This is a genomic window from Rhodanobacter sp. UC4452_H20, assembly GCF_052978205.1.
On sequence record NZ_CM129662.1, the window covers coordinates 1,829,347 to 1,851,300 of the forward strand.

The 21,954-nt window shown below is 67.0% G+C and carries 21 protein-coding genes; 13 read left to right on the top strand and 8 right to left on the bottom strand.

Going from position 1 to position 21,954, the window contains the following annotated elements:
• Positions 1-286: 286 nt before the first annotated feature.
• From ACVCMC_RS08745 to ACVCMC_RS08770, 6 genes are all read left to right on the top strand, one after another.
• Entirely contained in the window at positions 287-1,675 is a 1,389-nt protein-coding gene (locus tag ACVCMC_RS08745) for a Fic family protein (RefSeq protein WP_447099393.1), read from the top strand.
• Between the two features lie 202 nt (positions 1,676-1,877).
• Positions 1,878-3,599, top strand: coding sequence for a type IV-A pilus assembly ATPase PilB (pilB, locus tag ACVCMC_RS08750; protein WP_447099394.1), 1,722 nt, complete (start codon positions 1,878-1,880; stop codon positions 3,597-3,599).
• Between the two features lie 141 nt (positions 3,600-3,740).
• Positions 3,741-5,021, top strand: coding sequence for a type II secretion system F family protein (locus ACVCMC_RS08755; protein WP_395117093.1), 1,281 nt, complete (start codon positions 3,741-3,743; stop codon positions 5,019-5,021).
• Between the two features lie 156 nt (positions 5,022-5,177).
• Positions 5,178-6,035, top strand: coding sequence for a prepilin peptidase (locus ACVCMC_RS08760; RefSeq protein WP_447099395.1), 858 nt, complete (start codon positions 5,178-5,180; stop codon positions 6,033-6,035).
• Positions 6,032-6,646 carry a dephospho-CoA kinase gene (gene coaE / locus ACVCMC_RS08765; RefSeq protein ID WP_447099396.1) on the top strand — a complete coding sequence of 205 codons (615 nt, stop codon included), beginning with the start codon at positions 6,032-6,034 and terminating at the stop codon, positions 6,644-6,646. Before ACVCMC_RS08760 ends, coaE begins: the two co-directional genes overlap by 4 nt.
• 163 nt (positions 6,647-6,809) lie before the next feature.
• Entirely contained in the window at positions 6,810-7,343 is a 534-nt protein-coding gene (locus ACVCMC_RS08770; protein WP_447099397.1) for an REP-associated tyrosine transposase, read from the top strand.
• Positions 7,344-7,396: 53 nt separating this feature from the next.
• Here the strand turns inward: ACVCMC_RS08770 and ACVCMC_RS08775 are convergent, their stop codons facing one another.
• The 3 genes from ACVCMC_RS08775 to ACVCMC_RS08785 form a co-directional block, all read right to left on the bottom strand.
• Complete coding sequence (locus ACVCMC_RS08775) at positions 7,397-7,786, bottom strand: NUDIX domain-containing protein (RefSeq protein WP_447099398.1); 390 nt, start codon at positions 7,784-7,786, stop codon at positions 7,397-7,399.
• Positions 7,786-8,274, bottom strand: coding sequence for a dihydrofolate reductase (locus tag ACVCMC_RS08780; protein WP_447099399.1), 489 nt, complete (start codon positions 8,272-8,274; stop codon positions 7,786-7,788). The genes ACVCMC_RS08775 and ACVCMC_RS08780 overlap by 1 nt, the downstream gene beginning before the upstream one ends.
• A 91-nt stretch (positions 8,275-8,365) precedes the next feature.
• The gene (locus tag ACVCMC_RS08785; RefSeq protein WP_447099400.1) at positions 8,366-9,181 is read right to left on the bottom strand and encodes a thymidylate synthase; all 816 of its coding nucleotides are present in this window, start codon (positions 9,179-9,181) and stop codon (positions 8,366-8,368) included.
• Between the two features lie 129 nt (positions 9,182-9,310).
• Between ACVCMC_RS08785 and ACVCMC_RS08790 the strand changes: the two genes are divergently transcribed.
• Positions 9,311-10,321, top strand: coding sequence for a TIGR00266 family protein (locus tag ACVCMC_RS08790; protein WP_395117079.1), 1,011 nt, complete (start codon positions 9,311-9,313; stop codon positions 10,319-10,321).
• Positions 10,322-10,465: 144 nt separating this feature from the next.
• Here the strand turns inward: ACVCMC_RS08790 and lgt are convergent, their stop codons facing one another.
• The 5 genes from lgt to ACVCMC_RS08815 all read right to left on the bottom strand — a co-directional run bounded on the left by lgt (position 10,466) and on the right by ACVCMC_RS08815 (position 13,971).
• On the bottom strand, positions 10,466-11,350 hold the full coding sequence (gene lgt / locus ACVCMC_RS08795) for a prolipoprotein diacylglyceryl transferase (RefSeq protein WP_447099401.1): 885 nt from the start codon (positions 11,348-11,350) through the stop codon (positions 10,466-10,468).
• A 188-nt stretch (positions 11,351-11,538) separates the two neighbouring features.
• Positions 11,539-12,042, bottom strand: coding sequence for a TPM domain-containing protein (locus ACVCMC_RS08800; RefSeq protein ID WP_447099402.1), 504 nt, complete (start codon positions 12,040-12,042; stop codon positions 11,539-11,541).
• Position 12,043: 1 nt separating this feature from the next.
• Positions 12,044-12,904, bottom strand: coding sequence for a TPM domain-containing protein (locus tag ACVCMC_RS08805; RefSeq protein WP_447099403.1), 861 nt, complete (start codon positions 12,902-12,904; stop codon positions 12,044-12,046).
• 1 nt (position 12,905) lies between these two features.
• On the bottom strand, positions 12,906-13,526 hold the full coding sequence (locus tag ACVCMC_RS08810; protein WP_447099404.1) for a LemA family protein: 621 nt from the start codon (positions 13,524-13,526) through the stop codon (positions 12,906-12,908).
• Positions 13,527-13,599: 73 nt separating this feature from the next.
• Positions 13,600-13,971, bottom strand: coding sequence for a diacylglycerol kinase (locus tag ACVCMC_RS08815; protein WP_395117071.1), 372 nt, complete (start codon positions 13,969-13,971; stop codon positions 13,600-13,602).
• Positions 13,972-14,303: 332 nt separating this feature from the next.
• On the opposite strand from ACVCMC_RS08815, the gene ACVCMC_RS08820 reads away from it, so the two are divergent.
• The 6 genes from ACVCMC_RS08820 (at position 14,304) to ACVCMC_RS08845 (ending at position 21,920) form a co-directional block, all read left to right on the top strand.
• Positions 14,304-15,839, top strand: coding sequence for a peptide MFS transporter (locus tag ACVCMC_RS08820; protein WP_395117069.1), 1,536 nt, complete (start codon positions 14,304-14,306; stop codon positions 15,837-15,839).
• 66 nt (positions 15,840-15,905) lie between these two features.
• Complete coding sequence (locus ACVCMC_RS08825) at positions 15,906-17,198, top strand: ATP-binding protein (protein WP_395117067.1); 1,293 nt, start codon at positions 15,906-15,908, stop codon at positions 17,196-17,198.
• Positions 17,199-17,268: 70 nt separating this feature from the next.
• The gene (locus ACVCMC_RS08830; protein ID WP_395117065.1) at positions 17,269-17,853 is read left to right on the top strand and encodes a response regulator transcription factor; all 585 of its coding nucleotides are present in this window, start codon (positions 17,269-17,271) and stop codon (positions 17,851-17,853) included.
• Positions 17,854-17,946: 93 nt separating this feature from the next.
• Entirely contained in the window at positions 17,947-20,235 is a 2,289-nt protein-coding gene (locus ACVCMC_RS08835) for a TonB-dependent receptor (RefSeq protein ID WP_447099405.1), read from the top strand.
• A gap of 63 nt (positions 20,236-20,298) precedes the next feature.
• Positions 20,299-21,465 carry a sialidase family protein gene (locus ACVCMC_RS08840; protein ID WP_447099406.1) on the top strand — a complete coding sequence of 389 codons (1,167 nt, stop codon included), beginning with the start codon at positions 20,299-20,301 and terminating at the stop codon, positions 21,463-21,465.
• On the top strand, positions 21,462-21,920 hold the full coding sequence (locus ACVCMC_RS08845; protein ID WP_447099407.1) for a hypothetical protein: 459 nt from the start codon (positions 21,462-21,464) through the stop codon (positions 21,918-21,920). Before ACVCMC_RS08840 ends, ACVCMC_RS08845 begins: the two co-directional genes overlap by 4 nt.
• The last annotated feature ends 34 nt before the right edge of the window (positions 21,921-21,954 follow it).

Here is a 21,954-nt window from a genome sequence, read left to right on the forward strand (position 1 = left end):
GGCCGCGTTGGCGGCGGCGAAAAAGTTGCTGACGACAACTCCCGCTGATTCCCCTTCGAGCAGGTGTGACGCGCCGCCCGCCCTGAGCTGTCAGCTCGCGCAGGCTGTGTTGCCGCACACGACCTTGTGCCTATCGCGCCACTTTATGTGGCGCAATAGCTCTTTCCGCCTGTATCGCGCCACTGTATATGGCGCAATAGCCCTTTCCGCTTGCATCGCGCCACTTTATATGGCGCAATCGTGGCCATGATGCCGATTGCGCCACTTCTTGCGAGAGACACCGGTCATGCCAAAAACCTTGCCTGCGGCAGAACTGGACGCCTTGGTCGCCGCCATCGAAGACGGCGGCCACGGCGCATCCATAGACATGTTGGGTCGGCGCTTTCCGAACCTGCCCCGGCGAACCCTGCAACGCAGGCTGGCTCGACTGGTGCGGGACGGGCGGCTACGAGCGGAGGGCAAGGGACCGGCCCGGCGTTACCACCCCCCCCTGCCATCCTCGGCACTGGATATTCGCGACAGCAGCGGCACGAATCCATCGGGCATCGACGACGACATTCCCCTTTCCCCTGAAGGGAGCGAGCTGCGCACCCTGATGCGCCGCCCCCTGTTCCAGCGCACGCCGGTCGGCTACCAGCGAAAATTTCTCGACGATTACCAGCCCAACCACAGCTTCTACCTGGCGCGTGACCTGCGTGCACATCTGCATGAACTCGGCCGTTCGCAAGCTGATCTGCAACCGGCCGGAACGTACGCACGCCAAGTCATGGATCGCCTGCTGGTCGATCTTTCGTGGTCATCGAGCCGCCTGGAAGGCAACACCTATTCACGGCTGGACACGCAGAACCTGGTCGAGTTCGGCCGCTATGCCGCGGGAAAGGATCGCCTGGAAGCCCAGATGATCCTGAACCACAAGGCTGCCATCGAGATGCTGGTGGGCCAAGCGGATCTGATCGGGTTCAACCGTTACACCCTGCAGAACCTGCACGCCCTGCTGGCGGAGAACCTGCTGACGGACACTGGGGCCGGTGGACGCTTGCGCGGGATCGACATCGGCATCACGGGTACGGTTTACCACCCTGTCGCCATTCCTCAGCAGATCGTCGACGGCTTCGATACCTTGCTGGCCAAGGCAACCGCCATCGAGGATGCTTTTGAACAAGCGTTTTTCGTGATGGTGCAACTGCCTTATCTGCAACCTTTCGTTGACGTCAACAAACGCGTGTCCCGGCTCGCGGCGAACATCCCCTTGATCAAGCAAAACCTGGCGCCGCTGTCGTTCGTGGATGTCCCCAAGGCCGCGTATGTCGATGGCACGTTGGCCGTGTATGAACTCAACCGCGTCGAATTGTTGCGCGATGTTTTTGCCTGGGCCTACGAACGCTCGTGCCGCCGCTACACCCTGATCAAGCAGGCGCTGCCCGAACCCGATCCACTGCGCCTGCGCTATCGCGACGAGCTGTTGCGAGTCGTCGGCCGAGTGGTTCGTGACGGCCTCGCCGCCACAGCCGAGGTGATCCAGCCCCTGGCTGGCGATAACGTGGCCGCCGAGGACAGGGAAGCTTTCGTTGCCATGGCCCTCAATGAGTTGCTGCAATTGCACGAAGGCAATATTGCGCGGTATCAATTGCGCCCTTCGGAGTTCGCTGCCTGGAAAGCCGGGGGACACCCATGATGCGATTCGATCACACGGCGTGCCGATGCGGTTCGATTCTTGCTTGTCCATTCGGCAAGCCGTCCGACGCCTGCGCCAAGCCTGGCGCGGCTGCCGGCTTGTGCGCTGCATCACCCTATCGGATCGAAGCGCAGGCAAAGGATGACCTGAGCGCCAGACTGCGGTAGATTCAACCACATACGGGGAAAGGGTCACGTAAGTTATGTCATCGCAACCGCAACCGTCGCTCGCAGGCCTGACCGGCATGGCGCGCCGCCTGGTGTCCGAAGGGCTGCTGCCCGAGGATGACGTTCGCAAGGCGATGGTCGACAGCACGCAACGCAAGGTGTCGCTGGGCGCGTGGCTGCTGGATCACAACCTGGTCGAGAACGCGCAGCTGACGCGGGTGCTTTCGCTCGAGTTCGGCATGCCGATGATGGACGTGACCTCGCTCAACCCGACCACGATGCCGCTGGACCTGATCAGCGAGGCGCTGATGACCAAGCATCAGGCGCTGCCGCTGTTCCGGCGCGGCAAGCGCCTGTTCGTGGGCATCGCCGACCCGACCCAGTCGCACGCGCTGGACGAGATCAAGTTCCATTCCAATTGCCTGGTCGAGCCGATCCTGGTCGAGCGCAGTTCGCTGCAGCGGACGATCGAGAACCTGCTGAACTCCATGCGCGACAACATGCCGGACATGGATACCGGCGAGTTCGACGAGCTGGATCTGGAGGTGGGCAGCGACGAGGCCGAATCCACCGGCATCGACGCCAATGCCACGGACGACGCCCCGGTGGTGAAGTTCGTCAACAAGATCCTGGTCGACGCGATTCGCCGCGGCGCCTCGGACATCCATTTCGAACCGTTCGAAACCCAGTACCGGGTGCGCCTGCGCATGGACGGCATGTTGAAGGCCGTGGCCAGCCCGCCGATGAAGATGGCCAACCGGATCTCCTCGCGCCTGAAGGTGATGGCGCAGCTGGACATCGCCGAGAAGCGCGTGCCGCAGGACGGCCGCATCAAGCTCAACCTCTCCAAGACCCGCGCGATCGACTTTCGCGTCAGCTCGCTGCCGACGCTGTTCGGCGAGAAGATCGTGCTGCGTATCCTCGACGGTTCGGCGGCCAAGATCGGCATCGAGAAACTGGGCTACGAGCCGGAGCAGCAGAAGCTCTACGTCGATGCGATCCACAAGCCTTACGGCATGGTGCTGGTCACCGGCCCCACCGGCTCGGGCAAGACGGTGTCGCTGTACACCGGCCTGAACATGCTCAACACCGCCGAGCGCAACATCTCCACGGTGGAGGACCCGGTCGAAATCCGCGTCGAGGGCATCAACCAGGTGCAGCAGAACGCCAAGCGCGGCATGACCTTCGCCAGCGCATTGCGTTCGTTCCTTCGCCAGGACCCGGACGTGATCATGGTCGGCGAAATCCGTGACCTGGAAACCGCCGAGATCGCGATCAAGGCCGCGCAGACCGGCCACATGGTGCTGTCCACCCTGCACACCAACGACGCGGCGCAGACGATCGCGCGCCTGATGAACATGGGCATCGCGCCCTACAACATCACCTCGTCGGTGACCCTGATCATCGCCCAGCGCCTGGCCCGGCGCCTGCACGAATGCAAGAAGCCGATCGAGCTGCCGCCGAAGGTGCTGCTGGATGCCGGCTTCAGCCAGGCCGACATCGACGCCGGCCTGACCATCTACCAGGCCGTGGGTTGCGAGGGCTGCAACGAGGGCTACAAGGGCCGCGTGGGCATCTACCAGGTGATGCCGATGCTGGAGGATATCCAGAAGATCATCCTGCAGGGCGGCAATGCGATGCAGATCGCCGAAGTGGCCAAGGCCGCCGGAGTCAACGACCTGCGCGCCTCGGCCCTGCTCAAGGTGAAGCAGGGGCTGACCAGTCTCACCGAGATCGACCGGGTGACCAAGGAATGACGCCCGGCGGGGCTGCAGCGCTGCGGAACTTGCGCAAGGCGCCACGGTTTGCAGCGCCGAAAATGACCTAAGCTGTAGAAAATGACTTGCCAGCCGGCCCGCGCGCCGGCTTCGAGATCGAACCATCGGGGGAAGATGCGCATGGCCACGGCTACCGCAACCGCAAAAGCAAGGGCAGACAAGACGCGTGCGCTCGGCGCCCAGCGGGCCGAGGTCAGTCAACTGACCACTTACGAATGGGTGGCGCTGGACAAGCGCGGCAAGCGCATGAAGGGCGACATGCCCGCCAAGAACGCCTCGCTGGTCAAGGCTGAATTGCGCCGCCAGGGCATGAACCCGCAAACCGTGCGCGAACGGGCCAAGCCGCTGTTCGGCGCCTCCGGCAGCACGATCAAGCCGGGCGACGTGGCGATCTTCAGCCGCCAGATCGCCACCATGATGGCTTCCGGCGTGCCGATGGTGCAGTCCTTCGACATCATCGCCGACGGTCAGAAGAACGTCCGCTTCAAGAACGTGCTGCTCGACGTCAAGCAGAACATCGAGGGCGGCGCCTCGCTGCACGAGGCGCTGGGCCGCTACCCGGTGCAGTTCGACGAGCTGTACTGCAACCTGGTGCATGCCGGCGAAACCTCGGGCGTGCTGGACACCGTGCTGGACACGGTGGCCACCTACAAGGAACGCACCGAGGCGATCAAGAAGAAGATCAAGAAGGCGCTGTTCTACCCGATGATGGTGCTGGCGGTGGTGTTCATCGTCATCCTGATCATGCTGCTGTTCGTGGTGCCGGTGTTCGCCAAGACCTTCCAGGACGCGGGTGCGCAGTTGCCCGCGCCGACCCAGTTCCTGGTCGACGCCTCGGAGTTCATGCAGGGCTACTGGTACATCGTGGTGGGCATCATCGTCGGCAGCATCGCCGCCATCGTCATCGGCAAGAAGCGCTCGCCGAAGTTCGCCCACTTCCTGGATCGCCTTGCGCTGAAAATGCCCGTGATGGGCGACATCGTGCGCAACTCCGCGATCGCCCGCTTCGCCCGCACGCTGGGCGTCACCTTCCGCGCCGGCGTGCCGCTGGTGGAAGCCCTGGATGCCGTGGCCGGTGCCACCGGCAGCATCGTCTACGGCGACGCCGTGCGACAGATGCGCGACGACATCTCGGTCGGCCACCAGTTGCAGCTGGCCATGAAACAGACCGGCCTGTTCCCCAACATGGTGGTACAGATGACCGGCATCGGCGAGGAGTCCGGCTCGCTGGACAGCATGCTGTTCAAGGTCGCCGAGTTCTACGAGGAAGAGGTCAGCAACGCGGTGGACACCCTCTCCACCCTGCTCGAACCCCTCATCATGGTGGTGCTGGGCACCCTGGTCGGCGGCATCGTGATCGCGCTGTACCTGCCGATCTTCAAGCTGGCCGGCACGTTCTAGAGCGCTCGAAACAAAAAGCGGCGGGCAGTGCCCGCCCTACGGCGTGATATCTCGTAGGGCGGGCACTGCCCGCCGCTTTCGTTTGTGGGCGGCGCCCCGGCACCGTACCCTTGAACCCTGCCCCGCCCGGGGACCATGAACGCACAAGGCCGACGCATGCCCGAACTACCCCTCGCCGTCTGGATCGCCCTCGCCGCCGTGCTCGGCCTGCTGGTGGGCAGTTTCCTCAACGTGGTGATCCTGCGCCTGCCCGAGCGCATGACCGCAAGCTGGCGCCGGGAGGCGCGCGAGGTGCTGGAGTTGCCGGCGGATGACGCGCCGCTGCCGCCGGGTATCGTGCGCGAGCCTTCGCACTGCCCGCATTGCAAGCATCCGTTGTCGGCGGCCGACAACATTCCGCTGTTCGGCTGGCTGCTGCTGCGCGGACGCTGCCGCTATTGCAAGGCGAAGATCTCGATCCAGTATCCGCTGGTGGAACTGTTCAGCGGCGTGCTGAGCGCGCTGGTGGTCTGGAAATTCGGACCGTCCTGGACCGCGCTGGCAGGATTGGTGTTCACCTGGGTGCTGATCGCCGCGGCCGGCATCGACTTCCGCACGCAGTTGCTGCCGGACCAGTTGACCCTGCCGCTGCTGTGGCTGGGCATGGTGCTGTCGCTGATCCCGCTGTTCGCCAGCGCGCCTTCGGCGATCATCGGTGCGGCGATCGGCTACCTGAGCCTGTGGAGCGTCTACTGGGCGTTCAAGCTGCTCACCGGCAAGGAAGGCATGGGCCACGGCGACTTCAAGTTGCTGGCGGCGCTGGGCGCGTGGATGGGGCCGGTGGCCCTGCTGCCGGTGATCCTGCTGTCCTCGCTGATCGGCGCCCTGGTGGGCGGCAGCCTGATCGCGTTGCGCAGGCACGGGCGCGAAATCCCGATGCCGTTCGGACCGTTCCTGGCCGCCGCCGGCTGGGTGTGGTTCATGGCCGGTCCCCAGTTGCTGCAGGGCTACATGCACTTCACCGGCCTGCGATGAGCGGCGGGCCGCGCCTCGTGGTGGCGTTGACCGGCGGCGTGGCCGCCGGCAAGAGCGCGGTGACGCGGCGCTTCGAGGCGCTGGGCGTGCCGGTGCATGACGCCGACGTGGCTGCCCGCGAGGTGATCGCACCCGGCAGCGAAGGCCTTGCCGAGGTGGTTGCCACATTCGGGGCGGACGTGCTGGACGACCGCGGCGAGCTGGATCGTCCCTCGATGCGCCGGCGCGTCTTCGCCGATCCCGCCGCGCGACGCAGGCTGGAAGCCATCATCCACCCGCGCGTGCGTGCCTGGTTGCGCGAACGCGCGCAGAGCGGGAGCGCGCCGTATTGCCTGCTGGCGATCCCGCTGCTGGCGGAGAACATCGCGCAGTACCGCTGGGTCGACCGCGTACTGGTGGTCGACGTCCCCGAGTCGGTGCAACTGGCTCGCCTGATCGCCCGCGACGGCGTCGACGAGGCCCTGGCCCGGCGCATGATCGAGCAGCAAGCCACTCGCGCCGAGCGCCTCGCCCTCGCGGACGACGTGATCGACAACAGCGGCGACGAAAGCGCGCTGGATCAGCCCGTGGCCGAACTGCACCAGCGGTACCTGGCACTGGCCACCGCGTAGGGCGGGCAACGCCCACCGACCTCGTGCGAAGGAGCGGCGGGCGGTGCCCGCCCTACAGGATCGCCGTGTAGGGCGGGCACCGCCCGCCAACCTTGGCCGCAACCCCCGACAACATCCATGGTCGCGCGCCGACGTTGCCCCCACACGCCGGCCGGTTAGCCTCATGTACATGCCGAACTATCGACGAGCCCGGGTCAACGGCGCCACCTGGTTCTTCACCGTGGTCACTGCGCAGCGACGCCGTTTTCTGGCGAATGAACACTCGGCGTCCATCTTGCGCCAAAGCGTAGCCGCGGTACTTCGACGGATGCCGTTCCACATCGATGCCTGGGTGATCCTGCCCGACCATATGCATGCCATCTGGACGTTGCCGGCTGGCGACCAGGATTTTTCCACTCGCTGGGGCCTCATCAAGGCGAGCTTCTCCAGACACTCGGATCTGCCGCACGCAACCGGTCCACGTCGCGACAGCGGCTTGTGGCAACCCCGGTTCTGGGAGCACAGGATTCGCAATATCCGCGATTACCACGCCCATATGGATTACACACACTACAACCCGGCCAAACATGGGCTCGTGGCGCAGGTGAAAGATTGGCCATACTCCAGTTTTCACCGCGCGGTTCGAGAAGGTATCTATCCCCCAGACTGGGGTTGCGTCGAACCGCGCCACTCGGGAGGGCGCAACTTCGGCGAGTAGGGCGGACACCGCCCGCTGGCTGCTGTGCAGAAAAGCGGCGGGCGGTGCCCGCCCTACCCGAGCGCAGCCAGAATCACCCGGTCCGCGGGAGCGAGGATCATCGGGTCGACGCTTGCCGGCAGCATCCACTGCAACGGCTGTGCTTCGAGCGAACGGGGTTCCCCGCGCCACGACGAGACGCGCCAGGCATCGAGCAGCAGCTCCCGATCCTCGTATCGCCACGGCAAGCAGACCAAGGGCTCGGCGTCGCGCACGTGGATGCCCAGCTCTTCCAGCAGTTCACGCGCCAGTGCCGCCAGCGGTGTCTCGCCGGCTTCGAGCTTGCCGCCGGGGAACTCCCAGAATCCCGCCAGATGCTTGCCTGCCGGGCGCTGCGCCAGCAGCACGCAACCATTGTCGTCCAGCAGGACGCCAGCCATCACGTGCATGACCGTTGCGGGCATCACGCGTTGCGCAGGTACTCGACCATGTCGAAGTCGTAGGCGTGCTCGGCATCGGCCTTGTGGTGCACGCGCGAGACTTCAGTCCAATCGCTGAAGTGCACGCCGGGGAAGAACGTGTCGGCGCCGTCGATTGCCGCGCTGACCCAGGTCAGGTACATCCGCCGCGCGTTGGGCAGCGCCTCGGCAAACACCATGCCGCCACCGATCACGAACAGGCCGGTGTTGCTGCAACGCGCCTGCGCCTCCTCGATCGAGCGCACGGTGATCTGGCCGGGAAACGGCGCCTCATGGCGGCGGGTGAGCACCATGTTGACCCGGTCCGGCAGCGCGCGGCCGATCGAGACGGCGGTGTTGTAGCCCATCAGCACATTCTTGCCGACGGTCAGCTGCTTGAACCAGCGCAGATCGTCCGGCAGGTGCCATGGCAGTTGGCCCTTGCGGCCGATCGCGAAGTTTTCATCGAGTGCGGCAATGAGCGAGATGGCCATGGGAAATCCTTGCAATCGTGATCATCGAAAAGGCGGCCACTCGGGCGCCGCGGGATGTCTGGAATCTTAGCAGGCCGCGCCGCGCACGGAATCAGACCGCCACCGCGGCCTTGATCGCCGGGTGCGATTGGTAGCCTTCGATCGCGATGTCCTCGCAACGGAAATCGAACACCGAGCGCACCTCGGGATTGAGCACCAGCCGCGGCAGCGGCAGCGGCTCGCGACTCAGCTGCAAGCGTGCCTGCTCGACATGGTTGTCGTACAAATGGGCGTCACCCAGGGTATGCACGAAATCGCCCACGGCCAGGCCGCAGACCTGCGCAATCATGTGCGTGAGCAACGCGTAACTCGCGATGTTGAACGGCACGCCGAGAAAGATGTCGCCCGAACGCTGGTAGAGCTGGCAGCTGAGCCTGGCAGCCTGTCCCGGGCCCGACGAAGGGGCCACGTAGAACTGGAACAGCGTGTGGCACGGCATCAGCGCCATCTTCGGCAACTCGCCGACGTTCCAGGCACTGACGATCAACCGCCGCGAATCGGGGTTGCGCCTGATTTCGTCCACCACCCAGGAAATCTGGTCGATCGTGCCGCCGTCGATCGTCGGCCACGCGCGCCACTGCTGACCATAGACCGGGCCGAGATCGCCGTTGGCGTCGGCCCACTCGTCCCAGATGCGCACACCGTGTTCCTTGAGGTAGGCGATGTTGGTGTCGCCGCGCAGGAACCAGATCAGCTCGTGCACGATCGACTTGATGTGCAGCTTCTTGGTGGTGACCAGCGGAAAACCCTGCGCAAGGTCGAACCGCATCTGCCAGCCGAACACGCTGCGCGTGCCGGTGCCGGTGCGGTCGGCCTTGGGGGTGCCGTGGTCGAGGACGTGGCGGAGCAGGTCGAGGTATGGATGCATCGGCCAAGTATAGGCAGGAGCGCACCCTGTGCGCGATGCTCTTCGAGGCACGGCACAAGAGCATCGCGCACAAGGTGCACTCCTGCAGGGGCCACGGCTAGACTCTGGCTTTTCCGCACGGAGACGGTCATGGCAGCGTGGTTTTTCAGCTACGGCAAGAATACCGAACGCGTCGGCCCGCTGGATGACGCCGCCGCGATGGCGCAGGCCCGGCGCCAGCCGGACGGCTATTGCTGGCGCGAAGGTTTCACCGAGTGGAAGGCGATCCGCAGCGTGGCCGAACTGGGCGCGGCGATGGGTCCGCCGCCGGTGCCGGCGACGCTGGGCAGCGGACGCGCCGACGAGATCGACTACACGATCGTGGGCACGGACATGCAGTTCGTCGAGATCGAACTCGATCCGGGCGAAAGCGCGATCGCCGAGGCCGGCGCGCTGATGTACAAGGAGGCCGGCGTGCAGATGGATACCGTGTTCGGCGACGGCTCCAGCGGCGGCCAGAGCGGCGGCGGCCTGATGGACAAGCTGCTCTCCGCCGGCAAGCGCGTGATCACCGGCGAGAGCCTGTTCACCACGGTGTTCACCCACCGCGGCCAGGGCAAGGCCAGGGTCGCCTTCGCCGCGCCCTACCCCGGCACCGTGCTGGCGATGAAACTCTCCGACCACGGCGGCCGGCTGATCTGCCAGAAGGACGCGTTCCTGGCCGGCGCGCGCGGCGTGCAACTGGGCATCTTCTTCCAGCGCAAGATCCTCACCGGCCTGTTCGGCGGCGAAGGCTTCATCATGCAGAAGCTCGAAGGCGACGGCTGGGTATTCGTGCATGCCGGCGGCACCATGATCAAACGCGAGCTGGCCGCCGGCGAACGGCTGGACGTGGACACCGGCTGCGTGGTGGCTTTCCACGACACCGTGGACATGGACGTGAAAGCGGTCGGCGGCATCAAGAGCATGCTGTTCGGCGGCGAGGGCGTGTTCCTGGCCACGCTGACCGGCCCGGGCACGGTGTGGCTGCAATCACTGCCGTTCTCGCGACTGGCCGGTCGCATGCTGGCAGCCGCGCCGCAGGGCGGCGGGCAACGTCGCGGCGAGGGCTCGATCCTCGGCGGCCTGGGCGACATCCTGGGCGGCGACCGCAACTTCTGACGTCGCCCGCAGTTCGGGCGATGCCACCATTGCCGTGCCGGGAACGGCCGGCGGGCGGTGCCTGCCCTACGAGGGGCCGGCCAGTTTGTAGGGCGGGCAATGCCCGCCGCACGTACGTCAGGAACTTGGCGGGCAGTGCCCGCCCTACGCCGGATTCGCCAGTGCCAAGGTGGGCGCGCGGCGGGACATGGCGATCAGCACCAGCCCGACCGCGATCAGCGGCAGCGACTGCATCTGTCCCATCGTCACCCAGTCGGTGCCGAACAGATAGCCCAGTTGCGCGTCGGGCACGCGCACGAACTCCACCGCGAAACGGAACACGCCGTACAGCAGCGCGAACAAACCCGACACCAGGTAACGCGGCCGCGGTTTCATCGACACCAGCCACAGCACCACGAACATCACCACGCCTTCAAGGCACAGTTCGTAGAGCTGCGAGGGATGTCGGGTCAGCCCGCCGAACTGCTGCAGCTGCGGCAGCCAGGCCGGGTGCGCCGTGGCCCAGGCGATGTCCTCGGCCTGTGCGCCGGGGAAAATCATCGCCCATGCATGGTGCGCGGGTTTGCCCCACAGTTCGCCGTTGATGAAGTTGCCGAGCCGTCCCAGGCCCAGTCCGAGCGGCACCAGCGGAGCCACGAAATCGACCGTGTCGAAGAAGTGCAGCGCGTTGCGCCGCGACCACCACCAGCCTGCGGCGAGCACGCCGAGCAGACCGCCGTGGAAACTCATGCCGCCATCCCACACCTTGAAAAGCACCAGCGGCTCGCGCCAGATCCAGCCGATGCCGCCCTCGTAATAGAACAGCATGTACCAGATGCGCCCGCCCACGATGACGCCCAGCATGCCGTAGAACAGCAAGTCGCCCAGCGCGTCGCGGCTCACCGGCAGGCGTCCGCGGCGGCGCCGGTATTCGCCCAGCACGGCGACGAAGAGGAAGCCCAGCAGATACATCAGGCCGTACCAGTGCACCTGCACCGGGCCGACATGGAAGGCGACCGGATCGAATTGGGCGACAAAAGGCTGCGACATGCGGAAGGGGCCGATCGGGCAAAGGCCAAGTGTAGCGTCACGCAAGGATTCGGAAAGATGCCGCGGGCGCAGGCACGCAGCCCGCTCGCGGGCGATGCTCTTGTCTCGGACCAGGGACCTGCAAAAACGTCGCCCGCGAGCGGGCTCCTACGAGTGCCGGTCTGGCCACGGGACACGCCCGCGCGCGTTCACAGCAACACCGGCCGATCCGGCAGCTCGTCGGGATTGGCCTTGTCGTGGGCGGGAAAGTGCTGCAGCAGCAGGGCGTGGGTGGCGGCGATGCCGCCCAGGCTGCCTTCGCGCCATTCGCCGTTTGCGTAGTGGTTGCGCATGGTGGTGCAGATGCCGGCCCATGCCGCCGGCGACACGCGTGCGGCAATGCCGCGGTCGACAATGATCTCGATGCGATGCTCGGCCAGCAGCACGTACAGCAGCACGCCGCTGTTGTGCTCGGTGTCCCACACGCGCAGCTGGCTGAACAGCTGGCGCGCGCGGATGGCTGCGTCAAGTCCGCCCAGTACGGCCAGCGGGTGGAGTCGCGATTCGATGGCCACGCGCACTTCGCCGTGGTGACCGCGTTCGCCGGCGGCGATGGCAGCCGTGATCTCGTCCAGCAAGCTGGCGGGAAAACGCCGCCGCAGCTGGAACCAGCCCTCGAACATGTTTGCCAGCACTCGTTGCATGCGCGTCATGTCACCAGCTCCCCGAGGCACCGCCGCCGCCGAAGCTGCCGCCGCCTCCGCTGAAACCTCCGCCGCCGAAACCTCCGCCGCCGAAGCCGCCGCCGCCGAAGCCACCGAAACCGCCCCAGCCGCCACCGCCGATCGAGCGCCCGCCGCCGGAAGGCAGCAGCATCACGATGCCGCCCACCACCGCGCCGAGCACGCCGGCGCCGACGGAAACCAGCAGCCACAACAGGCCGCCAATCAGCGCGCCGCCCAGCGGCACCCGTACCAGCGCATGCGCCCGGCCCAGCACGCCGCGCAGGAAGATCGCGGCGAACAACGCAATCATCAACATGCCTTGCAGCCCGAGGCCGCGATCCTCGCGCGGCGCCCCTTCCACCGGTGGCGGCAATGGCTCGCCGTCAATCAGCTGGGTCAGCGCGCCGACGGCGTCGTGGATGCCGCCGAAATAGTCGCCCGTGCGGAACTTCGGCGCGATGTACTCGCGGATGATGCGCGCGTTGGCGGCGTCGGGGATCGCGCCCTCCAGGCCATAACCGACCTCGATGCGCACGCGCCGGTCGTTCTTGGCGACGAGCAGCAGGACGCCGTCATCGGTGCCCTTGCGGCCGATCTTGTTGGCTTCGGCGACCGCCAGCGAGTACTCCTCGATTGGCTGCTCGCCGGTGCTGCCCACCATCAGCACCACCAGTTGCGCACCCTTGGCCTTTTCCAGCGCCACCAGTTGCGCGTCGAGCTGGTCGACCTGGGCCGCGTTGAGCGTGCCGGTGAGATCGGTCACGTGCCGCGCCAGTTGCGGCACCGCCGCCTGCAGCGCCGCCGGCAGGCACAGCAGCAACGCCAGCAGCGGCAGCAGGCGGCGGATCACTTCAGTGCGCCGAAGTCGCGGGCGCTGGCGCACTGGTGCCGAAATCCACCCTGGGCGCGGTGGAGATGGCCTTCTCGTTGTCCACGCTGAAGTTCGGCTTGACCTTGTAGCCGAACATCTTGGCGGTCATGTTGTTGGGGAAGGTGCGGATCATCGCGTTGTACTGCTGCACCGCCTGCACGTAGCGGTTGCGCGCCACGGTGACGCGGTTCTCGGTGCCTTCCAGCTGCGCCTGCAGGTTCTGGAACAGGCCGTCGGCCTTCAGCTGCGGATAGTTTTCGCTGACCACCATCAGCCGTGACAACGCGCTGCCCAGCTCGCCTTGTGCGGCCTGGAACTGCTGCAGCTTCTGCGGATCGTTGATGGTGTCGGCGTTGACCTGCAGGCTGCCCACCTTGGCGCGCGCGTTGGTCACCTCCACGAAGACCTTCTCCTCGTGCTGGGCATAGCCCTTGACCGTGTTGACCAGGTTCGGCACCAGGTCGGCGCGGCGCTGGTACTGGTTCAGCACTTCGGACCAGGCTGCCTTGACCGCCTCGTCCTGACGCTGCATGGCGTTGTAGCCGCAGCCGGACATCAAGCCGACCAGCAGCAGAATCATCAAGGTACGCAAGATTTTCATGGCATCGCTCCTGAGCGGACGGATCTGCATTGCAGCATCCGGCCTGTCCCGGCGCAATGAGCACGACCGGGAGCTAAAACCAGCGCGGCAGCAGGATCAGGCCCCAGCTCAACGCCACCAGCACCAGCAGCACGAACACGGCCGCCGAACCCATGTCCTTGGCGCGGCCGGCCAGCTCGTTGAAATCGGGGCTGACCTTGTCCACCACTGCCTCGATCGCCGAATTGAGCAGCTCCGCCGACAGCACCAGCAGCGGCGCGAGGACAAGCAGGAGCTTTTCCACGCCACCCTCGCCCAGCCACAGGCCGAGCGGAATCAGCACCACCGCCAGCATCGCCTCCAGCCGAAACGAGGCCTCGTGGCGCCAGGCGGCGCGCAGCCCCTTCATCGACCAGCGAAACGCGTTCCAGACCTGGCGCGGACCCCGAAAACCCTCGGCCGGCATGCTGCGCCTCCGCTTCAGGCCGACACCGGCGACGCGGCGCCGGTGCGGGAGGAAACGCGGACGCGCGCGGTCCGGGGAAAGCTTGCCTGGGGCATGGCGAACGGGCTCCTGTCGCGCCGCGGAACGCGGGCACGCCATGATGCCACAGCCGTTCCTCCGCCCCATCGGGCGCACACAGCGCAAGCACGCAGCGCACGAATTGTCATGCGGCGGTGCAGCTATGACCTTTGGGGGGATGCGCTACCCTTGCCCGGTTGTGATCCGTTCAGGGTCCAGCGGCACCGGTGCGTGTGCGCACGCCACCAGGATTTGAACCAATGCCCGGGGAAAACATGGCCACCCAGAACCCAGCCGTCTCGCAGACGAAGTCCTTCAGCACCGTCTTCCTGATCGAAATGTGGGAGCGCTTCGGCTACTACGGTATGCAGGCGCTCATCGTCTACTACATGGTCCAGCGCCTGGGCTTCCCCGATGAGCAGGCCAACCTGGTGTGGAGCGCCGCGGCGGCGCTGATCTACGTGGCACCGGCGATCGGCGGCTGGGTGGGCGACAAGATCCTCGGCACGCGGCGCACCATGCTGCTGGGCGCCACCATCCTGGCGGTCGGCTACGGGCTGATGGCCGTACCGACCGAAAGCGTCTGGTTCCTGTATTGCTCGCTGGGCGTGATCGTGGTCGGCAACGGCCTGTTCAAGCCGAACGCCGGCAACCTGGTGCGCAAGATCTACGAGGGCGACGACTCCAAGATCGACAGCGCGTTCACCATCTACTACATGGCGGTGAACATCGGCTCGACGTTCTCGATGCTGCTCACGCCGTGGATCAAGGATTACGTGAACCTGCACTACGGCAACGAGCTGGGCTGGCATGCCGCGTTCGCGGTGTGCTCGTTCGGCCTGCTGGTGGGCCTGGCCAACTACCTGGTGATGCGCCACACGCTGAACCACGTCGGTTCGGCGCCGGACGAACAGCCGATGCACGTGGGCAAGCTGCTGGCCGTGCTGGGCGTCGGCGTGCTGACCGTGTTCGCCTCGGCCTACGTGCTGGCCCATGAAGAAGTGGCGCGCATCTTCGTCTATGTGGCCGCCGCGGTGGTGCTGGGCATCTTCGCCTGGCTGATCGGCACCAGCGAGCGCTCCGAGCGCGCCGGCCTGATCGCCGCGCTGGTGCTCACCGTGCAGACGGTGTTCTTCTTCATCTTCTACCAGCAGATGTCGACCTCGCTGAACCTGTTCGCGCTGCGCAACGTGAACCCGAGCTTCGACGTATTCGGCGTCCACCTGTGGAACTGGGCGCCGGCGCAGTTCCAGTCGTTCAACCCGATCTGGATCTTCATCCTGAGCCCGATCCTGGCGCTGCTCTACAACGCCGCCGGGCGCAGCGGCAAGGACATCTCCATCGCCACCAAGTTCGCGCTCGGCTTCGCCGCGGTGGCGCTGGGCTTCTTCATCTACAGTTGGGCCGCGCACTTCGCGGTGGATGGCAAGACCAGCTCGTGGGTGATGGTGTGGGGCTACGGCGCCTCGTCGCTGGGCGAGCTGCTGGTCAGCGGCCTGGGCCTGGCGATGATCGCGCGCTACGTGCCCGAGCGCATGGGCGGCTTCATGATGGGCGCGTACTTCGTCGCCTCGGGCGTGTCGCAGTACCTGGGCGGCATCGTGGCCAACTTCGCCAGCATTCCGGAGAACATCACCGACCCGCTGCAGACCATGCCGATCTACACCAGCCTGTTCAGCAAGCTGGGCTGGGCCGGCATCGCCTGCACCGTGATCGCGCTGGCCGTGCTGCCGCTGATGCGCAAGCTGTCGGCACAGCATCACGCGCACAACAACCCGGCGCCGCTGCCGACGATCGGTTCGGAGCAGTAAGCCCGGCGGCGATCAGGCGACCCGCCGACCCGGCGGGTCGCGACACCGCGCAACACATTGCCTGCCATGCCACAGCAGATCGTCATCCGACAGGTAGGACCCCACGCACTGACCCGCGCGCTGGCGTGGCTGCGGCTGTGCGCGATCGCCGGCCAGAGCACCGCGGTGCTGGTGTGCGCATGGTGGATGGATCTGCAGATTCCGCTGCTGCCGCTGCTGCTGGGCATCGGCGTGCTGGCGGTGTTCGCCGTGTTTGCCGCCTGGCGGCTGGCGCAACCGTGGCCGCTGCGCGAGTGGGAAGCGGTCTGTCACATCGCGTTCGACACGCTGGTGCTGGGTTACCTGCTGTATTTCACCGGCGGCGCCAGCAACCCGTTCATCACCCTGCTGCTGGTGCCGATAGCGCTCACCGCGGCGGCGTTGCCCGGGCGCTCGGTGCTGGCGGTGTCGGCGCTGGCCGGCGTGGCCTACGTGATCCTGCTCTACGCGCATGTTCCGTTGCCGCTGCCCCCGCATGGCAGCGCGCCCGGGCGGTTCTCGCTGCACGTGGCGGGGATGGGCGTGAACTTCGTCATCATGGCGCTGCTGCTCAGCTTCTTCATCAGCCGCCTGGCGCGGGTGCTGCGCGAGCAGCAGAAAGAGGTGCAGCGCGTGCGCGAACGCGCGTTGCGCGGCGAGGGCATCCTGGCCATCGCCACCCAGGCGGCCGGGGCCGCGCATGAGCTGAACACGCCGCTGTCGACCATGCGCACGCTGCTGCCGGAGCTGCGCCGCGAACACGCCGGCAACCCGCTGCTGGACGAGGATCTGGCGCTGCTGGAGGACCAGGTGGATCGCTGCCGCACGATCCTGCGCGAGATGATCGCCTTCGGCAAGGCGCAGCTGTCGCAGGACCCCGAGCGCATCCGCGTGGACAAGTTCATCCACGGTTGCCTGGAGCGCTTCCAGCTGTTGCGGCCCGAAGCGGAGCTTGCCCTGAGCCTCGACGAGACGCTGGCGGCGCTGGTGCTGCGCACGCCGGCCGGGCTGCGCCATGCGCTGATCAACCTGCTCAACAATGCCGCCGACGCCTCGGCGGCCAACGGCTCCAATGCCGTGTCGCTGCGCATCACCCGCGACGACCGCTGGCTGGAGCTGAGCGTGTCCGACCGCGGCCCGGGTTTCGACACCGCCGACGAACTGACCCGGCTCGGCTATTCGCGCAAGCAGAGCGGGCTCGGCATCGGCCTGGCGCTGGCCGAGGCCACGGCCGAGCGCCTGAGCGGCGAACTGGTGGCGCGCAACGTCGAACAGGGCGCCGAGATGTGCCTGCGGCTGCCGCTGGCGGTGATCGCCGAACCGGTCGATACCGGGCGCTGACGCGCCAGGCGTGCAACCGGCGCCGCTTCCGGCAAGAATGGACGCCTGCCCGAGTGAAGGAAACCGAACCATGACCGAGTCGCCCCTTGCCGATCCGGTGCGCCCCTTGCTGCTGGTCGACGACGATGCCACGTTCCTGCGCGTGCTGGCCCGCGCGCTCGGCTCGCGCGGCTTCGAGGTCATCACCGCCAGCAATTTCGACGAGGCACGCGCGCTGACCCGCCGCCATCGCCCGCGCTACTGCGTGCTGGACCTGAAACTCGGCGAGGAGAACGGCCTGCGACTGATCCCCGAGCTGCATACCCTGGTGCCGGACCTGCGCGTGCTGCTGCTGACCGGCTATGCCTCGATCGCCACCGCGGTGGAGGCGATCAAGCGAGGTGCGCACGACTACCTCGCCAAGCCGGTGGACGCCGACGCGGTGGTGCGCGCCCTGCTCGACGGCGATGCCGCCGCGCCCGAAGACAACGAGCCGCCGGACGCCCCCGAACAGCCGCTGGCCCTGCGCCGGCTCGAGTGGGAGCACATCCAGCGCGTGCTCACCGAATGCGACGGCAACATTTCCGAGACCGCGCGCCGGCTCGGCATGCACCGCCGCACGCTGCAGCGCAAGCTCGGCAAGCACCCGGTGCGCGAGCGCCCCGGCGAGGAGTGAGGTTCGGCGCCGGCACCTTTTGGTGCCGCGCGCATCCCATGCACGCTCCATGCTGCGACAAGTTGCCGTCTGTCGCACCGCGTGCAGCGGACTATGATTGAACCTTGGACCCCCATCCAGAGTTTCACTTTGAAACGCCTCCCCTCCGGCTTTTGCGCACTTGCGCTCGTGTTGTGTGCCAGCCCCGCGCTGGCCTCCGATCCCACCCACCCGGTGACGCTGTCGCCGGTCTCGGTACACGCCAGCGACACCATGGTCACCGAGACGCCCGCCGTGCAGGTGCGCGTGACGCGCCTGCAACTGCAGCGGCAGAACAGCACCGACAGCGCCGATGCACTGAAGTACGTGCCGAACATGCAGGTGCGCAAGCGCTACATCGGCGATCCGAACGCCGTCATCAGCGGCCGCAACGCCGGCACCCTGCAGAGCGCGCGCAGCCTGGTCTATGCCGACGGGCTGCTGCTCTCCAACCTGATGACCAACGGCTGGGATGGCGCACCGCGCTGGGGCATGGTCGCGCCCGGCGAGATCGGCGCGGTCGACATCCTGTACGGACCGTATTCCGCGCTGTATCCGGGCAACTCGCTGGGCACCACGGTGCTGATCCACACCGTGCTGCCGCAGCAGTTCACCGCCAGCGTCGACGCGAGGTTCTTCAGCCAGGACTATGCCGACGATTACGGCGCCGGCGGCCACTACGACGGCCACCAGGCCGCGTTCACCCTGGGCGACAAGCGGGGGCGTTTCAGCTGGCTGCTGGAATACAGCCGCCTCGACAACCACGGCCAACCGATGCAGTACGCCACCGCCCGGGCCGGCGGCGATCCGGCGCTCGCGGTGCCGGTGACCGGTGCCACCGCCGACCGCAACCCGAACGGTTCGCCGCGGCTGGTCTACGGCGCCAACAGCATCGAGCACACCGTGCAGGACCAGGCCAAGCTGAAGCTCGGCTTCGACCTCGGCGAGCATGTCGCGGCGCTGGCCACCGTGGGCTGGTGGCACAACCGCGCCGAGGATCGCACCCGCAGCCTGATCCGCGATGCCGACGGCACCCTGGTCAGCGGCGGCGTGATCGACGCGGCCGGCAAAACCTGGACCTTGCCCGCCAGCGGCCTGGCGCCGTCGAATGCGCGCGACACCCACCTGCTGTACGGGCTCGAACTGAACGGCACGCTGGACAACGACTGGCGCTGGACCGCCGTCGCCAGCCACTACGATTTCCGGCATTCGCGACTGCACAGCGCCAGCCTGGCCGAGCCCGGCAGGCCACGCGGCGGCCCCGGCACCGTGGCGAGCAAGGATGGTTCGGGCTGGGACACGTTCGACCTGCGCAGCTCCGGCCCGCTCGGCGAGCGCCACCTGTTGTACGCCGGCGTGCACGGCGACCGCTACGTGCTGACGACGCGCGTGCGCGATGCCAGCGACTGGCGCAGCGGCGCCGACGGAGCATTGCGCAGCGTCTACGCCGGCCGCACCCAGACCCGCGCCGCCTACCTGCAGGACGTGTGGAGCTTCACCGACACCTGGACGCTGACCCTCGGCGGTCGGCTGGAGCAATGGCGCGCCTACCGCGGCGTGCTCGCCAACGCCGTCGACACGCTGCGCTACGCCGACCGCAAGCGCACCGATTTCTCGCCCAAGGCTGCGCTGACCTGGGACTTCGCACAGAACTGGGAGCTGCGACTGGCCTGGGGCAAGGCGGTGCGCTACCCCACCGCGTCCGAACTGTTCCAGGGCAGCATCTCGGCCGGCGCCATCGTCAACAACAATCCCGCGCTCGCGCCGGAAGTCGACCGCTCCACCGACCTCACCCTGACCCGCCACACGGGCAACGGCCACTGGCGCGTCTCGCTGTACCAGGACCTGATCGCCGATTCGCTGTACACGCAGACGGACATCACCGTCAGCCCCAGCGTGACCAGCGTGCAGAACATCGACCGCATGCGCGGACGCGGCATCGAAGGCGCGTTCGACTTCCACGACGTCTGGCTCGACGGGCTCGACCTGTCCGCCAGCCTCGCCTTCAACGATGCCCGCACGCTGCGCGATCGCCAGTACCCGCTGGCCGAGGGCAAGGTATTTCCGCGCATCCCGAAGCTGCGCGCCAGCGTGTTCGCGGATTACCGGTTCGCGCCACAGTGGGACGCCTCGCTGGGCATCCGCCACTCCGGCCGCCAGTACGGCAGCCTGGACAACAGCGACCACGTCGACAGCTACGGCGCGGTGAGCCGTTTCACCGTCGCCGACGCAAAGCTGCGCTGGAAATTCGCGCCGGCCTGGACTGCCGCGCTGGGCGTGGACAACATCGGCAATACACATTACTGGGTCTACCATCCCTACGCCGGTCGTACCTGGTTCGGCGAGCTGCGCTGGGAGTTGTGACATCCACTCCCGCCCTCCCCTTGCGGGCAGGGGAAGCAAGGCCGAAAACCCGAGGAACACTCCATGCGCCACCTGCTGATCGCCCTGCTCTGCCTGCTCTCGGCCGTCGCCTTCGCCCACGACGGCATGCACATGGAGATGCCGAAAAGCCCCGCGCTGGGCGCCAGCGCGGCGTTCGACAGCCATGGCGGCCTGTACGTCGTGGACGCGGCCGATGGCCACGTGCGGCTGCGCCGCTCCGACGACGACGGTCGCACGCTGAGCGCGCCGATGCCGGTGAACGCGGTCGCCGAACGCATCTACAGCGAAGGCGAGAACCGGCCGAAGATCGCCTTCGGTCCGCACGACGAGCTCTACGTGAGCTGGTCGCAGCCGCGCGCCGCGCCGTGGACCGGCTTCGTGCGGTTCGCCCGTTCGGTGGACGGCGGCGAACACTTCAGCACGCCGATCACCGTGCACCACGACCGCGCCGAGATCACCCATCGCTTCGATGCGCTGGCCGTGGATGGCCACGGCCGCATCGTGGTCGCCTGGATCGACAAGCGTGATCTCGAGGCCGCAAAGGCAGCCGGCCGGCCGTACGAAGGTGCCGCGGTGTACTACAGCTGGTCCGACGATGGCGGCAAGAGCTTCGTGCCGGAACGCAGGCTGGTCGACCACAGTTGCGAATGCTGCCGCATCGCGCTGGCGCGCATGCCCGACGGCGAGGTCGCCGCGTTCTTCCGCGGCATTTATGGCGACAACATCCGCGACCACGCGTTTGCCGTGCTGCACACCGACGGCCGTGCACCCCATGTCGAGCGTGCGACCTTCAGCGACTGGCACATCGCCGGCTGCCCGCACCATGGTCCGGGCTTGGGCGTCGGCGCCGACGGCGTGCGTCACGCGGTGTGGTACGAGGCCGGCCACGGTCCCGCAATCTGGTACGGCCAGCTCGATCCCGGCCAGCGGCCGCAGCAGTTGCTGAAGCTCGCCGGGGCCGGCGCCAGCCACGCCGACGTGGCAGTGCATGGCCGCACTGTCTGGGTGACCTGGAACCAGGTCGATGCGGATGGCTATCGCCTGATGCTGCGCCGATCGACCGACAACGGCGCACACTTCGACGCTGCCCGCGAGATCGCGAGCAGCGCCGGCGCCGCCGGCTCGCCGCAGTTGTTGCAGAAGGACGGCCACGCCTTCGTCGCATGGAACACGGCCCAAGGCTTTCGCCTGATCCGGGTGACGCCATGAAGCGACTGGTGCTGATCGTGGCCCTGTTGTTCCCCGTGCTGGCCATGGCCGGCACGCTGCAACCGCTGGCCGCCGGCGACATCGCCGCGCTGCTGAAGCCGCCGACGCACGGCGAGCGGATCATCGCGCTGTGGGCGCTGGACTGTGCCTATTGCGAGCCCAATCTGGAGGCGCTGGCCAAACTGCAGCGCACCCACCCGCGCGACATCGAACTGGTGATCGTCACCACCGACAGCATCGAACGCCGCCGGGCGATCGAGGCACGGCTGCAGCACATGAAAGTGGACGGCCTCCCGAATCGCGCCTACGCCGAAGCCATGCCCGAGCGCCTCAACTTCCTGCTCGATCCGACCTGGGGCGGCGAGACCCCGCGCGTACTGGTGATTCGCGCCGACGGCAGTCGCCTGGGCATCAGCGGCGAACTCACTCCCGCGCAGATGCGCAAAATCAGGTAGGACTCGCGCTGCCCGCCGGCTCTTCCGTGCACCG

What these genes read in the sequence shown, in the direction of transcription:
- ACVCMC_RS08760 (WP_447099395.1), top strand. Translation starts at nt 5,178, where the DNA reads ATGCCCGAACTACCCCTCGCCGTCTGGATCGCCCTCGCCGCCGTGCTC.
- lgt (WP_447099401.1), bottom strand. Translation starts at nt 11,350, where the DNA reads ATGTCGCAGCCTTTTGTCGCCCAATTCGATCCGGTCGCCTTCCATGTC.
- ACVCMC_RS08785 (WP_447099400.1), bottom strand. Translation starts at nt 9,181, where the DNA reads ATGCATCCATACCTCGACCTGCTCCGCCACGTCCTCGACCACGGCACC.
- ACVCMC_RS08810 (WP_447099404.1), bottom strand. Translation starts at nt 13,526, where the DNA reads ATGAAAATCTTGCGTACCTTGATGATTCTGCTGCTGGTCGGCTTGATG.
- ACVCMC_RS08830 (WP_395117065.1), top strand. Translation starts at nt 17,269, where the DNA reads ATGACCGAGTCGCCCCTTGCCGATCCGGTGCGCCCCTTGCTGCTGGTC.
- pilB (WP_447099394.1), top strand. Translation starts at nt 1,878, where the DNA reads ATGTCATCGCAACCGCAACCGTCGCTCGCAGGCCTGACCGGCATGGCG.
- ACVCMC_RS08755 (WP_395117093.1), top strand. Translation starts at nt 3,741, where the DNA reads ATGGCCACGGCTACCGCAACCGCAAAAGCAAGGGCAGACAAGACGCGT.
- ACVCMC_RS08780 (WP_447099399.1), bottom strand. Translation starts at nt 8,274, where the DNA reads ATGGCCATCTCGCTCATTGCCGCACTCGATGAAAACTTCGCGATCGGC.
- ACVCMC_RS08815 (WP_395117071.1), bottom strand. Translation starts at nt 13,971, where the DNA reads ATGCCGGCCGAGGGTTTTCGGGGTCCGCGCCAGGTCTGGAACGCGTTT.
- coaE (WP_447099396.1), top strand. Translation starts at nt 6,032, where the DNA reads ATGAGCGGCGGGCCGCGCCTCGTGGTGGCGTTGACCGGCGGCGTGGCC.
- ACVCMC_RS08800 (WP_447099402.1), bottom strand. Translation starts at nt 12,042, where the DNA reads ATGACGCGCATGCAACGAGTGCTGGCAAACATGTTCGAGGGCTGGTTC.
- ACVCMC_RS08745 (WP_447099393.1), top strand. Translation starts at nt 287, where the DNA reads ATGCCAAAAACCTTGCCTGCGGCAGAACTGGACGCCTTGGTCGCCGCC.
- ACVCMC_RS08820 (WP_395117069.1), top strand. Translation starts at nt 14,304, where the DNA reads ATGGCCACCCAGAACCCAGCCGTCTCGCAGACGAAGTCCTTCAGCACC.
- ACVCMC_RS08845 (WP_447099407.1), top strand. Translation starts at nt 21,462, where the DNA reads ATGAAGCGACTGGTGCTGATCGTGGCCCTGTTGTTCCCCGTGCTGGCC.
- ACVCMC_RS08825 (WP_395117067.1), top strand. Translation starts at nt 15,906, where the DNA reads ATGCCACAGCAGATCGTCATCCGACAGGTAGGACCCCACGCACTGACC.
- ACVCMC_RS08770 (WP_447099397.1), top strand. Translation starts at nt 6,810, where the DNA reads ATGTACATGCCGAACTATCGACGAGCCCGGGTCAACGGCGCCACCTGG.
- ACVCMC_RS08835 (WP_447099405.1), top strand. Translation starts at nt 17,947, where the DNA reads ATGATTGAACCTTGGACCCCCATCCAGAGTTTCACTTTGAAACGCCTC.
- ACVCMC_RS08775 (WP_447099398.1), bottom strand. Translation starts at nt 7,786, where the DNA reads ATGCCCGCAACGGTCATGCACGTGATGGCTGGCGTCCTGCTGGACGAC.
- ACVCMC_RS08840 (WP_447099406.1), top strand. Translation starts at nt 20,299, where the DNA reads ATGCGCCACCTGCTGATCGCCCTGCTCTGCCTGCTCTCGGCCGTCGCC.
- ACVCMC_RS08790 (WP_395117079.1), top strand. Translation starts at nt 9,311, where the DNA reads ATGGCAGCGTGGTTTTTCAGCTACGGCAAGAATACCGAACGCGTCGGC.